The sequence below is a fragment of the Patiriisocius hiemis genome (assembly GCF_031846325.1).
Lineage (GTDB): Bacteria > Bacteroidota > Bacteroidia > Flavobacteriales > Flavobacteriaceae > Patiriisocius_A > Patiriisocius_A hiemis.
Genome location: NZ_JAVRHZ010000010.1, coordinates 25,482 through 38,399 on the forward strand (window position 1 = coordinate 25,482; position 12,918 = coordinate 38,399).

The following is a 12,918-nucleotide window of genomic DNA, read 5'->3' on the forward strand; positions in this document are numbered from 1 at the left end:
TTAAGATTATGTAGAGCGAAGTTTATTACTATATTTGCAAACTTTAAGTTATATGAGGTATTTATTAGCCGTTTTTTTTATTATAACAAGCACGTTTTTAGTACATTCGCAAACCTATGAAATAGGAGGTATTGTAGGTGCTTCTAATTATATTGGAGATATTGGAAAAACAAATTATATAGCTCCAAAAAATATTGGGTTTGGAGGTATATTTAAATGGAATAGAAGTCCAAGACATTCCTTTAGAGCCACTTTACTTGTAATGGATATAGAAGGGGACGATGCAGACTCCAATGAGGCAAGAAGAAAAGAACGAGGTTATAGCTTTAGCAATACAATTACAGAGCTTTCTATTGGTCTAGAATATACCTTTTGGGAGTTTAGTATGTATGATGGAGAGCCCGCCTCATCACCTTATCTTTATACAGGCTTGACCTATTTTAGGTACAATGCACTATTTAAAGATACAGATGATGTAATAAAAGAATATGATAAAGCTGGAGATGTTGCAATACCAATGGTAGTAGGCTATAAAACATCTATTGGAACAAGTAATGTTTTAGCTTTTGAACTTGGAGTTAGATATACTTTTACAGATAACCTAGACGGGAGTAACCCTACAGGAAGTCTTGAAAGTAGACGAGATTTAAAGTTTGGAAACATAAATAGTGATGACTGGTATGTCTTCACAGGAGTAACATTTACATTTACTTTTGGAAGAAGACCATGTTATTGTAATTTTTAATTTTTAAAACAGTCTTTAGTACAATTTGGTGCTATTTTGATAATGTTTTATCTAATTTCTAGAAGTGGATGAAATGAATTTACGCGACCAGATAGACATACAAAAATTACCCCAACACCTAGCGGTGATAATGGATGGTAATGGACGTTGGGCCAAAAAACAAGGGCTCTTTAGATCTATGGGTCACGAAAATGGAACCAAAGCTGTAAGAGAAGTTGTAGAAGCATGTGCAGAAATAAACATTCCATTTCTCACCCTTTATGCCTTCTCCACAGAAAACTGGAATAGACCTAAACTTGAAGTAGAGCTACTAATGAAGTTACTAGTCTCTTCTTTAAAAAAGGAAATTAAAACATTAAAAGATAATGACATAAAACTTAACGCCATTGGAAGCATAGACATGCTACCTAAAAAAGCAAAAGGAGAGCTTTTGCATGTTATAGAGGAAACAAAAAGTCATAAAAGGATGACACTAACATTGGCATTAAGTTATGGTTCAAGAGAAGAAATTGTAAAAACTATACGTGAGATTAGTGACAAAGTTAAAAATAACCTAATTTCGCCGCCGGATATAGATGAAGCATTAATAAACAAACACTTATACACTAATACATTACCCGATGTGGATTTGTTAATTAGAACAAGTGGAGAGCAAAGAATTAGCAATTTTTTATTATGGCAAATTGCATATGCAGAGCTTTATTTTACTGAAACGTTATGGCCAGATTTTACAAAAAACCATCTTTTTGAAGCAATATTAAATTATCAAAACAGAGAACGAAGATTTGGAAAGACAAGTGAACAACTTAAATAGTAATACAATATTGCTTACTTACAAGAAATTATATAGCATACTCCTGATAGGGATATTTTCAATTTTTACAATTTCTGCTCAGCAAAAAGAGTTAGATTCCGGAAGAAAATACACTATAAATGAAATTAAAGTTACAGGAAACCAAAGCTTTAATGAACAAACAGTTATTGCTTTTACAGGACTAAAAAAAGGAGATAGAATATTTATCCCTGGAGAAAAACTAAGTAGTGTAACAAAAAAACTTTGGGAACAAAACCTATTTAGTGATATTGCGTTTTATGTTACTAACATTGAAGGTGAAAGTGTTGATCTAGAGCTTTACATAGTAGAGCTGCCAAAGCTTCATGAAGTAACTATAGAAGGGATAAGAAAAGGTAAAATAAAAGAAGTAATTAATGATAACAACTTAAAACCTGGAGTTAAAATCACAAAAAATCTTATTACTACTACAAAAAACTACATTACAAATAAGTACAAGAAAAATGGTTTCTTAAACACTCAAGTTGTAATTAGCACAAAACCATACATTGATTCTCTAGGGGTAGAAGTTGGTCAGGATATGAAGATAATTATCGATAAAAAAGATCGTGTAAAAGTATCTTCAATAAAATTCAATGGAAATGAAGCGTTAAGTGATGGTAAACTTCGTAAAGCAATGAAAAACGTAAAACGTAAAAACTTTATTAGAGTTTTTAAGCGTTCTAAATATTCTGAAGAATCCTACGAAGAAGACAAGGTTTCCATAATAGACAAGTACAAAACTAGAGGTTATCGTGATGCCAGAATTACAAACGACACGCTTATAGTAAAAGACGAAAAAAATATTGCCCTTGAACTCGATGTCGAAGAAGGACAAAAGTATTACTTTGGTAATATTCGCTTTATAGGAAATAGTGTATTTACAGACAGCGAATTAAGGCAACAATTAGGTATAAAAAAAGGGGAAACATATAATGGTGTATTGCTTCAAGAGAGAATTGAAGACATCACAGACCCTGAAGCTAATGACCTAACCAACTTATATCAAAACTCTGGATACTTATTTTCTAGAATAAATCCAGTAGAAGTTGCTGTAAGAAAAGATACAATAGACTTTGAGATTAGAATTATAGAAGGAAAACTAGCCTATTTTGATCACATTACTGTAGTTGGTAACGATAGGACAAATGATCACGTAATATACAGGGAGTTAAGAACACGTCCTGGACAAAAATATAGCAAGCGAAATGTAGTAAGAACCATTAGAGAACTTGGACAGTTAGGCTTTTTTGACCCAGAACAATTAACTCCAGAGTTTAAAAATGTAGACCCTAATAATGGGACCTTAGATTTAGAATATTCGGTAGTCGAAAAAGGAGCAAGCCAGATAGAACTACAAGGTGGATATGGCGGTGGAGGTTTTGTAGGTACACTAGGGCTTTCATTTAACAACTTCTCATTAAGAAATATATTTAATAAAGAAGCCTACAAACCAATCCCAATGGGTGATGGTCAAAAACTATCCCTAAGAGCACAAGGAAGTAGTTTTTACCAAACTTTTAGTCTATCTCTAGTTGAACCTTGGTTGGGTGGTAAAAAACCAGTACAGTTTAGTGCTTCATTATCACACACCGTGCAATACTTTTTCGATTTTAGAAGTAGAGATGTAGATAGAGATCGTAGGTTCTTAATTACTGGAGGATCTTTAGGACTCGCCCAAAAATTAAAATGGCCAGACGATTTCTTTGTTTTATCACAAGCTATAAGTTACCAGCATTACAACCTTCAAAATTATAACACAGGTCTCTTTACTTTTGGAGATGGTTTTTCAAATAACCTTGCCTATACTATTGGATTAAGTAGAAACAATACAACTGTAAACCCAATTTATCCACTTGCTGGATCTGAGTTTAGTCTTACTGCAAAGTTAACCCCACCATACTCGTTATTTAATGACGTAAATTATGATGAGTTAGGTAACGATCCAGAGTTCCAAGATTTTGACGGCAATCCAGACCAAAGTAAAATTGATCAAGAGCGTTTTAAATTCTTAGAGTATTACAAGATTAAATTCAAAGGAACTTGGTATACTAGATTAGTTGACAAATTAGTACTTAGAACAAATACAGAGTTTGGTTTCTTAGGCGCATATAACCCAGATCGAGGTGTACCTCCATTTGAAAGGTTTTTTGTTGGTGGTGATGGACTTGGAGCTTTTAGTCTTGACGGTAGAGAAGTTATCCAGTTAAGAGGATATCCTAATCAATCATTATCTAATGTAGATGGAAATACCATTTACAATAAATTTTCGTTAGAATTAAGATATCCAGTTACATTAAAACAATTGGCTTCAATTTACGTTCTAGGTTTTGCAGAAGGTGGTGGATCCTATGATGGATTTAATAACTATAATCCTTTTAGCGTAAATAGGTCAGCTGGAGCAGGAATTCGTATATTTATGCCAGCATTTGGATTATTAGGTATTGATTTTGGGTACGGATTTGACCCAATATTAGGCGGTATAGGACCAAATGGCTGGGAAACACATTTTATTATAGGACAACAATTTTAAATTTGGCACGATATTTTCTTAAAACACAACCATTAATTATGAAAACTAAAAAGTTACTTTTTTTCACCCTTACTTTCTTTAGCTTCGTATTGATAGCGCAAGCACAAAGAGGAGTGCGTATAGGATATATAGACATGGAATATATCTTAGAGAATGTTCCAGAATATCAAGAAGCCTCTACACAGTTAGAAGGTAAAGTACAACGCTGGAAACAAGATATAGAGAGAAAGAATAAGGCGATTGACCAAATGAAACTTAATTTAAGTAATGAAAGAGTATTACTTACAAAAGAGTTAATTGAGGAACGTGAAGAAGAAATAAAAATAGAAGAAGACGCATTAATTAAATACCAACAAGATAGATTTGGACCTAATGGAGACCTCTTTATACAAAGAAGGCAGTTAGTACAACCTATACAAGATCAGGTTTTTAATATTGTCCAAGAAATAGCCGAAAACAAGAAGTATGATTTTATTTTTGACAGAGCAGATGATGGTGTAACTATGCTTTTTGCTGCTGAAAGAAATGATATAAGCGATCAAGTTTTAAGAAGTATTAATAGAGCGGCTAAAAGAAAAGAAGCAACTACTAGAAAAGAAAAACGTGAAATTGAAGCAAGAGATGCACTTTCACTAGAGGAAGATAAAGAAGTAACTGCTAGAGAAGAAGCAATAGAGGCTAAACAAGAAGAACGCGAAAAAGCTGTTGAAGATAAAAAGAACGCTCGAGAAGCTTTAATGGCAGAGCGTGCAAGAGTAAGAGATTCCATAAAGGCAGCTAAAAAAGCTGAGTTTGAAGCTAGAAGACAAAGACTTCTAGAAGAAAGAAAAAGAAGGCAAGACTCTATCCTTGAAGCTAGAAAGAAAAAGCAAGAAGAAAGAAATGGTGGAGCACCACCATCTGGTGAAGAAGGTGAAGGCGAAAATGAGGAAGAAGGTGGAAATGAAGAAGGCGGAAACAACAATTAATAAATAAAAACTTAATAAATAACACTTAAATTTAATACACTTACAATGAAAAAGTTCAAATTATTATTCGTAGCCATCGTGATGTTTGTAGGAGCTACTACAGTTTCTAATGCGCAATCAAAAATTGCACATATAGATACTCAAGCGCTAGTTGAAGCTATGCCAGAGATGAAAAATGCGCAAAGTCAGCTTGAAAAAATTCAGAAAACTTACGATACAGAGATAAAAGCAATGGCTAAGGAATTAGACACTAAGATTAAGCAATATGAAGCTGAAGCTGAGTCTAAAACCGAAGAAGAGAATACAAAACGCGTACAAGAAGTACAAGGAATGCAACAAAACATTCAGGCATACAGACAACAAGCGTTACAAGACTTACAAAAGAAAGAAGTAGATATTCTTAAGCCAGTACTAGAAAAAGCTCGTCAAGCTATCCAAAAAGTAGCTAGAGCGCAAGGTTTTCAATACGTAATGGATTCTACTACAGGTAGTGGATTAATCCTTGCAGATGGTAAAGACCTTATTGGTGATGTAAAAAAAGAATTAGGGATTTAAGAAGAAAAACTTCTAACAAAATTCTATTAAAGGCTCGCTAATTGCGAGCCTTTAATATTTAAAATAATACCTACTTTTACTAAATGAATACCTCTAGTCCTATTGGAATATTCGATTCTGGTGTTGGTGGCTCTTCCATCTGGAAGGCTATACACCAACTTTTACCTAATGAGAACACTATCTATTTAGCAGATAGTAAAAATGCCCCCTACGGAAACAAAACACAGGATGAAATTATTGCATTAAGCATTAAAAATACAGAATTACTCTTGCGCATGAAATGTAAAGTAATTGTAGTGGCATGCAATACAGCAACTACAAATGCTATACACATCCTAAGAAACAATTATGATATCCCTATTATAGGAATTGAACCAGCTATTAAACCTGCTGCTTTAAATACCAAAACAAAAAGTGTAGGCATACTTGCCACAAAAGGAACACTTAGCAGTACTCTTTTTCATGCGACCACTAAACAATTTGCTAAAGACATAACCATAACCGAAGTAATTGGAGAAGGGCTAGTTCCTTTAATTGAAGCTGGCAAATTAGATAGCCCAGAAATGATTAAATTACTACAAATGTACCTTGCGCCTATGTTATCAAAAAATATTGATCATTTGGTTTTGGGTTGCAGTCATTACCCCTATCTTATTTCTCAATTAAAAGAATTGCTACCTAGTGAAGTAATGATAATAGACTCTGGTGCTGCAGTAGCTAAACAGACTAAAGCTATTTTAGCAAAAAACAAACTACTTAACAATACATCAAACAAAGTGAATCTGGACTTTTACATTAATAACTCAAAAAGTACACTTGAGTTATTACTGAAAGATTATATTTCGAAAATTAAAGTTTCAGAAAAAGACTTTTAACCAAAAAAAGCTAGCAAATCTTTCTTTTTACTAGGGCTTACCATCACCTCTTTTCCGTTAGATAAAAGGACACTTCCTCCTTTTCCTTTTCTATATTCAACAATGGCATTTACATTTACTAAATACGATTTATGAACTCGAGCAAATCCATTTTCTGAAAGTGCTTCTTCAAAATACTTTAGTGTTTTACTTACTAGCTTCTTTTTGTCGTTTAGAAAAATATTGGTGTAGTTATCATCTGCCTGGCAATAAAGAATGTTTGAAATCTCTAGTACTTCAAATCCATTTTGTTGTGGAATAGTAATCTTTCCTTGAACGTGATTTAAAACTGGCTTTAAAACAGATTTTTGTAGTGCATTTTCTTTCTCTTTAATTTCAGCAACATAAGCAACTGCATCAATTAGTTTGTCAATATCAATAGGCTTCAATAAATAATAAGAAGCATGGGCGTTTAAGGCATCTATAGCATAGTGATCATAAGCAGTAACAAAAACAGTTTCAAATTGTCTATCACCTACTTTATCTAATAAATCAAAGGCATTTCCGTATGGCATTTCTACATCCAGAAAAACCAAATCTAAAGCATGCTTTTTAATAAGTAGTAGTGCTTCATCAACATTGGCAGCTTCGCCTAATAAAGTAACATTAGGGCAATACTTAGAAAGATAATTCTTTAAAATATTCCTGCTAGTTTCTTCGTCTTCTACAATAATGGCTTTAAGTTTCATAGGACTAGTCTTTTTTCAGGGTTAAAACAACTTGAGTCCCCTCTTTAGTATCAAAAACATCACTTACTGTAACATCTACTTTGTCCTTATACATTTCATTTAAAATTGCAATTCGCTTTTTAATGTTGCCCATTCCTTTAGATTTTTGTTTCTTTTGATTTTCAGTTTTAAGGGCTTTCGATTTTTCTCGTCCAATACCATTATCTATGATAGATATTTGCACCGTTTCAGTATCTATTTTTTGAAAATGAATAGTTAACAAACCCTTCTCCTCTTTATATCGTAGACCATGCCAAACAGCGTTTTCCACATAGGGCTGTAACAACATAGGCGGTATTACAAATTCATTTAGAGGAATTTCATTATCAACCTCTATTGTATATTCAAACTTATCTTGAAATCTAAAATGCTCTAACTTTACATACAGTTCTAATAATTCTATTTCTTTTTCTAATGGAATAAAATCTTCTTCGCTATTTTCTAATACAGATCTCATGAGCTGGGAAAATTCACTTAAATATTTATTGGCAGCACGTTCGTCACTTTGAGCAATAAAGCTATTTACAGAATTTAAGGCATTAAAAATAAAATGTGGGTTCATTTGTGTACGCAGAGACTTTAACGCCAGAATATTATTAGCATATTTTTGCTGCCGGACACCTTTATATTGATTATACGCCATTGCCAAGAGCAAAAGTGCAATTAAAACAAGAGACCCTATAATCCACTTTTGTATAGTGTTATTTTTTTCAATAAGCTCTTGATTTTCAAAAGCCAGCTTATATCTGCTCTCGTTAATTTCACGTTCACTTTCTAAGCTTGAAATTCTATTTTGCTGTAAGGCAATATCCCTACTTAACCTTGAGGCTTGAGAAATCTCTTGTTCTTTTTTAACGTATAACTCATCAATCACTTCTACATAGCGCTCATAACTTTCGGTTGCTTTATCAAAATCGCCAATATCTCTATATACTTCAGATAACTTTCTAGTGGCATCTTTTTCTACAACTAAATCCGATTTTGATTCAGCTTCATTAATACTCTTTTCCAAAAAAGGGATAGCTTCGTCATACTTTTCTAATCCAAGAAATGCATTTGCTATTTTATAGTTTTGACGCTGTGGAGTTAGTGGGCTATTATTATCTAAAGGTTCTTCATCATCATCTTCCAGATAATTAATTTCTTCTAAAGCTTCAGAACGCAATTCAATCTCTTTGTTATAATCCTTTTTTTGATTGTAGAAATCTGCAACTTTGTTTTTCTCTTCAACTGAACGCTTTCTATTTTCTTTTTTAGATAATGTAAGTGAGTTGCCAAAGTACTCTTCTGCCTCTACTAATGACCCACCTAATGCATAGGCCTCCCCTATTTTGGAATTTAGATCTGTAATTTTTGGGGTTATTTTATTTGCGGTTGCTAGATCCAGAGCTTTTTGATAATTAAAAATACTTTTTACAGGCACATTGGTTTGTTTGTAATTGTCGCCAAGGCCTTCGTAGACAATAACCTTTTGATAGTTAGAAAGGCGCTCTTTTAATAATACTGTATATAACTCTATACTTTCTTGATACTTATTATTTTGTCTGTATGCATCTGCTAGTTTAATTTGCACATCAACTCTAGGGGAAAAAGTGAGACTTCTTTTATAATTACCTATAGCAAGATCACTTTGCTTCCAGAACAAGTTAATGTCTCCCAAAGTTTCAAAAGCAATACTGTTTTCGGTATTGGTAATTTCTTTTTTAGGAACTACCTCTAAAGCTGTTGTGACATATCCAATACTCTGCGTTGCATTTTTTTTAAGTGTGATTTTTGCTGAATCTATATAGCTTGTAAAAGCACTTTTTGCATCTCTATTAGAGGCAACTTTTTTAAACTTACTAATTTCGTTCTCTGGAGCTTCGACTCTAATTTTTATAAAATCGTCTTCTTCAACATCGTAATAAACAGTTTGAAAGTCGTCACTACTAATAACTATTTGATCTCCCTCCTTTGCTAGTATTGAGAATCTTCCTAAATCATCAGTAGTGGTGTATTCACCTCCAACAATCTCAACATTTACCTTAGCAATAGGCTTGTTGGTCTCGTCCTCTATCACTTCCCCTTTTACTGTAAAGGGCACTTTTTCAGTACGAGATTGCTGGGCTATAGCAATAGTAGCAAAAACCAAAAAGAAGATGCACAATATGTGTTTAAGATATTTCATTTTACAAAAAAATATTGCTACCAAGACTTCTTAAAAAGTACTCTAGTCTTGATTATTAAGTAAACCTACAAACTTTATCTGGTAGAATAAAATGGCAAAAGCTTGAAATAGCTTATTTGCACATTAAAAAAGACCACTTTACTCAATGAGAAGTCATGTTTACTAAACAATAAGCAAGAGCAACTCATTGGGCTTTTTTTATACAAAAAGTTCATTCTAGGTTTACATCAAAAATAAGTCTAAAATGAAAAAACAATTTACAATACTCTATTTGCTAATAGCAATTTCAATAGCAGCAAAAGCACAACACAAAGGAAATTATGACCAAAACAACAAGCTAATTTCTAGACAAAATATTGCTAAAACTGCCTACGGAAATGCGCAAGTATATAACCCATACGTACAACAGCAGACACAACCATTGCAAACTAGCAATACCATTAGAGTTGATGTAAAAGCACTAAAAAATGTAAAAGCAACAAACTATACAGCCGTCTTTAATTTATCTCAAATTGGAGCAACTGCAGAAGAAGCCAACAAACTCGTTAATGACCGAATTAATAATGTGAGAGCAGCTCTTTTGAGTGAAGGAGTTAAAGAAGAAGATATTGTTATAGATGTAATATCATTTGTTCCCGTTTATGAAGTTGAAGTCCAGAAAAAGATTTTTAGCACAAAATACAATGAGGTTCCAAAAGGGTTTAAACTACAGCAAAATATCCACATTAGGTTTAAAGATACTAAAACATTCGAAGCTATATTAACCGCTTGTGCATCTAATGAAATCTATAACCTAGTTAAGGTAGATTATTTTATAGATAATATTAAAGCTGTTTACAGAGAACTTCAAAAAGAACTACTAACCCTAATTAATGAAGAAAAAGAATACTACCAAGCATTAGGTTTTGATTTAACAAACTACAACAAAAAAATGGCAGATAATAAATACTGCTTTTTTCCTAAAGATTTTTATCAAAGCTATCAAGCTTATAATAGTATCTCTTTTGATGCTTTAAAAAAGAATAAAGTGATTACTAAAGTAGAAAAAGAAACTTCTTACTACTACCAACCTATCACCTATCAAGATTATGATATTGTATTAAATCCTTCCATTTTAGAACCTGTAGTACAAATTGGAATGAACATAGTTTTAGAATACACTCCAAAACCCAAAGAACAAAAAGAAGAACCTATAACAAAGACAGAAGTAAAACCCGTGTATTATGTACTATCACCTAATGGTACTATTGATATAAAAAAATTAGAAACAAATAAATAATTCGTTATGAAAACAATTAAAATCACTTTACTCTTATTATGCATGACATTTTTGTCTTGCAAAGCAGAAAACAAAAAAGAGGCAATAGCATTTAATGGAACTATACAAACACCTATTGCTAAAGAACATTACATTAAAGTTGCACTCCTACTAGATACTAGTAATAGTATGGATGGCCTAATTGATCAAGCTAAGGCTCAACTTTGGGAAATAGTAAACGAACTCTCCTACGCCAAGTGTAAAAATGAAAGACCTAATTTAGAAATTGCTCTTTACGAATATGGAAATGATAATCTAGACGCTAAAGAAGGCTATTTAAGAAAAATTCTTCCTTTTACTGAAGACCTAGATGATATTTCAAAAGAGCTTTTTTCATTAACTACAAATGGGGGAAGTGAATACTGCGGTACAGTAATAAACTCTTCATTAAAACAATTAGATTGGGGAAATGATAATGATGATTTAAAAATGATTTTTATTGCTGGCAATGAACCTTTTACACAAGGTACTATAAACTACAAAGATGCTGCCTTTAATGCCAAAGAAAAAGGAGTTGTTGTTAATACTATTTTTTGTGGTGACTATAAACATGGTATAGACTCTTACTGGAAAGATGGAGCACAGCTAACTTATGGAGATTATATGGCTATTAATCATAATCAACAAACGGTACATATTTCGTCTCCTTATGATGATTTAATTCTACAATTAAACATAAAGCTTAACAACACATATATTCCTTATGGAAGAATAGGGAAAAATAAAATGGAAATACAAGCGGAACAAGACGCAAACGCTGGTGATTATAGTAAAGCAAATGCAGTAAGCAGAACAATTACAAAGGGGTCTCATTTGTATAAAAACAGTTCATGGGACTTAGTAGATGCTGAAGCCGAAGAAGATTTTGATTATAGTAAATTGAAAAAAGAAGATTTACCAGAAGAATTAAAAGAAAAATCCACTTCACAACTTAAGGTGTATATAGCTAAAAACCGAAAGGAGCGTGAAGACATTCAAGCTGAGATTGCAAGGTTAAACAAAAAAAGAAGGGCATATTTAGCTTCCAAAAAAGGTGAAAAAGACAATGGTTTAGAAAGTGCTATGATAAAAGCACTCAAAAAACAAGCAGAAAAGAAAAATTACAGTTGGAATTAAAAAAAGCCCCTTTTCAGGGGCTTTAAATTTTTAGTTTATTGCTGGACAATTACAATCGTATGGTTCTGGTCTTCCTCCTAAAAAGTCATAGCCCAAAGTAATTTGATGAAATCCTCCACTCTGAAAACGTATATTCCCTGCTTGATAAGAGTATGTATACGCAAACATAAAATTCTTATAGTTTACTCCTAAAACAGGCGTATAATATTGTAGTTTTTGTCCCTTTATTTCTTGACCATCAAGAAACTCTGCTCCATCAAAACTTCTTCTGTAAGATAATCCTCCCCAAAGCTGTCCAAAGTCCATTTCACGATACGCTTTAAAATTAACATCAACCGTTTGTTCTCCGGTTCTTTCTTGAAATTGGAATAGCACAGAGGGCTCATACGTCCAAGTAGCACCATAATTTCCTATTGCGTAAGCAAAAGAAGCCAGATACCTTCTTTGATTATTATTTTCAAAATCTGAAGAGTTAATACTTCTATTCTGAAAAATTAAATTCTTTACTGTAAGATGACCAGAAAAATCTAGGAAGTTATACGACACTCCTACATCAATATTAAAATAAGATGTACTTTGAATAATTCCTGCAATAATTGGGTCAAAATCATTAGGATCAAACTGAGTCTCATCCAGTCTTGACTGTATTAAACCAGCACTTAAACCAAAAGATAATTGATTTAAGTCAGCATCACTCCTAGAAAACATTAAATGATGCGCATATGTTAGATAACCTCCTGCTTGTGAGTGGAACCCATTTTGGTCATTAAAAACAATAGCACCAACTCCACTTTTCTCTCCTAAGCGCGCATTAAAACTTAACGTTTGCAAGTTTGGCGCTTCATTTTGGTCAAACCATTGTTGTCTTGCTGTAAGTCGCAATTGATTGTGTGTCGCTGCTCCAGCCATAGATGGATGGAGTAAATACAAATTATCAGCAAAATAATCTGAATAAAAGGGGATTCCATCCTGTGAAAACCCTAATTGAGAAATCAATAGTAGGAGGATGATGTAGGTTTTTTTGATGTTCATAATAATCATC

Annotated in this window: 11 protein-coding genes; 8 read left to right on the forward strand and 3 right to left on the reverse strand. The window is 32.8% G+C overall.

The genetic code is table 11. The annotated features are described in order from the left end of the window. Nucleotides 1–52 precede the first annotated feature (52 nt). The 6 genes from porG to murI all read left to right on the forward strand — a co-directional run bounded on the left by porG (nucleotide 53) and on the right by murI (nucleotide 6,508). Entirely contained in the window at nucleotides 53–745 is a 693-nt protein-coding gene (gene porG, locus RM538_RS13215; protein ID WP_311333914.1) for a type IX secretion system protein PorG, read from the forward strand. Nucleotides 746–818: 73 nt separating this feature from the next. Beyond that, nucleotides 819–1,559: an undecaprenyl pyrophosphate synthase gene (gene uppS, locus RM538_RS13220; RefSeq protein WP_311333915.1), complete on the forward strand. Its 741-nt coding sequence runs from the start codon at nucleotides 819–821 to the stop codon at nucleotides 1,557–1,559. Next, entirely contained in the window at nucleotides 1,543–4,110 is a 2,568-nt protein-coding gene (locus RM538_RS13225; RefSeq protein ID WP_311333916.1) for a BamA/OMP85 family outer membrane protein, read from the forward strand. Before uppS ends, RM538_RS13225 begins: the two co-directional genes overlap by 17 nt. Before the next feature lie 38 nt (nucleotides 4,111–4,148). Beyond that, on the forward strand, nucleotides 4,149–5,078 hold the full coding sequence (locus RM538_RS13230) for an OmpH/Skp family outer membrane protein (protein WP_311333917.1): 930 nt from the start codon (nucleotides 4,149–4,151) through the stop codon (nucleotides 5,076–5,078). A 45-nt stretch (nucleotides 5,079–5,123) separates the two neighbouring features. Next, nucleotides 5,124–5,633, forward strand: coding sequence for an OmpH/Skp family outer membrane protein (locus RM538_RS13235; RefSeq protein ID WP_311333918.1), 510 nt, complete (start codon nucleotides 5,124–5,126; stop codon nucleotides 5,631–5,633). Between the two features lie 83 nt (nucleotides 5,634–5,716). Further along, on the forward strand, nucleotides 5,717–6,508 hold the full coding sequence (murI, locus tag RM538_RS13240) for a glutamate racemase (RefSeq protein WP_311333919.1): 792 nt from the start codon (nucleotides 5,717–5,719) through the stop codon (nucleotides 6,506–6,508). Here the strand turns inward: murI and RM538_RS13245 are convergent. Together RM538_RS13245 and RM538_RS13250 are read right to left on the reverse strand one after the other, a co-directional pair. Then, nucleotides 6,505–7,236, reverse strand: coding sequence for a LytR/AlgR family response regulator transcription factor (locus tag RM538_RS13245; RefSeq protein WP_311333920.1), 732 nt, complete (start codon nucleotides 7,234–7,236; stop codon nucleotides 6,505–6,507). The genes murI and RM538_RS13245 overlap by 4 nt on opposite strands. A 4-nt stretch (nucleotides 7,237–7,240) precedes the next feature. Beyond that, complete coding sequence (locus RM538_RS13250; protein ID WP_311333921.1) at nucleotides 7,241–9,442, reverse strand: tetratricopeptide repeat-containing sensor histidine kinase; 2,202 nt, start codon at nucleotides 9,440–9,442, stop codon at nucleotides 7,241–7,243. Nucleotides 9,443–9,686: 244 nt separating this feature from the next. Between RM538_RS13250 and RM538_RS13255 the strand changes: the two genes are divergently transcribed. Further along, a complete protein-coding gene (locus RM538_RS13255; RefSeq protein WP_311333922.1) occupies nucleotides 9,687–10,721 on the forward strand; it encodes an SIMPL domain-containing protein in 1,035 nt (344 codons plus the stop codon). A gap of 6 nt (nucleotides 10,722–10,727) precedes the next feature. Next, complete coding sequence (locus tag RM538_RS13260; protein WP_311333923.1) at nucleotides 10,728–11,876, forward strand: vWA domain-containing protein; 1,149 nt, start codon at nucleotides 10,728–10,730, stop codon at nucleotides 11,874–11,876. A 30-nt stretch (nucleotides 11,877–11,906) separates the two neighbouring features. Here the strand turns inward: RM538_RS13260 and RM538_RS13265 are convergent. After that, a partial coding sequence (locus RM538_RS13265; RefSeq protein WP_311333924.1) for a PorP/SprF family type IX secretion system membrane protein occupies nucleotides 11,907–12,918 on the reverse strand: 1,012 nt, incomplete at its 5' end.

Coding starts and splice junctions, on each gene's coding strand:
- RM538_RS13250 (WP_311333921.1), bottom strand. CDS start 9,442: ATGAAATATCTTAAACACATATTGTGCATCTTCTTTTTGGTTTTTGCT.
- RM538_RS13255 (WP_311333922.1), top strand. CDS start 9,687: ATGAAAAAACAATTTACAATACTCTATTTGCTAATAGCAATTTCAATA.
- RM538_RS13245 (WP_311333920.1), bottom strand. CDS start 7,236: ATGAAACTTAAAGCCATTATTGTAGAAGACGAAGAAACTAGCAGGAAT.
- porG (WP_311333914.1), top strand. CDS start 53: ATGAGGTATTTATTAGCCGTTTTTTTTATTATAACAAGCACGTTTTTA.
- RM538_RS13235 (WP_311333918.1), top strand. CDS start 5,124: ATGAAAAAGTTCAAATTATTATTCGTAGCCATCGTGATGTTTGTAGGA.
- RM538_RS13230 (WP_311333917.1), top strand. CDS start 4,149: ATGAAAACTAAAAAGTTACTTTTTTTCACCCTTACTTTCTTTAGCTTC.
- uppS (WP_311333915.1), top strand. CDS start 819: ATGAATTTACGCGACCAGATAGACATACAAAAATTACCCCAACACCTA.
- RM538_RS13260 (WP_311333923.1), top strand. CDS start 10,728: ATGAAAACAATTAAAATCACTTTACTCTTATTATGCATGACATTTTTG.
- murI (WP_311333919.1), top strand. CDS start 5,717: ATGAATACCTCTAGTCCTATTGGAATATTCGATTCTGGTGTTGGTGGC.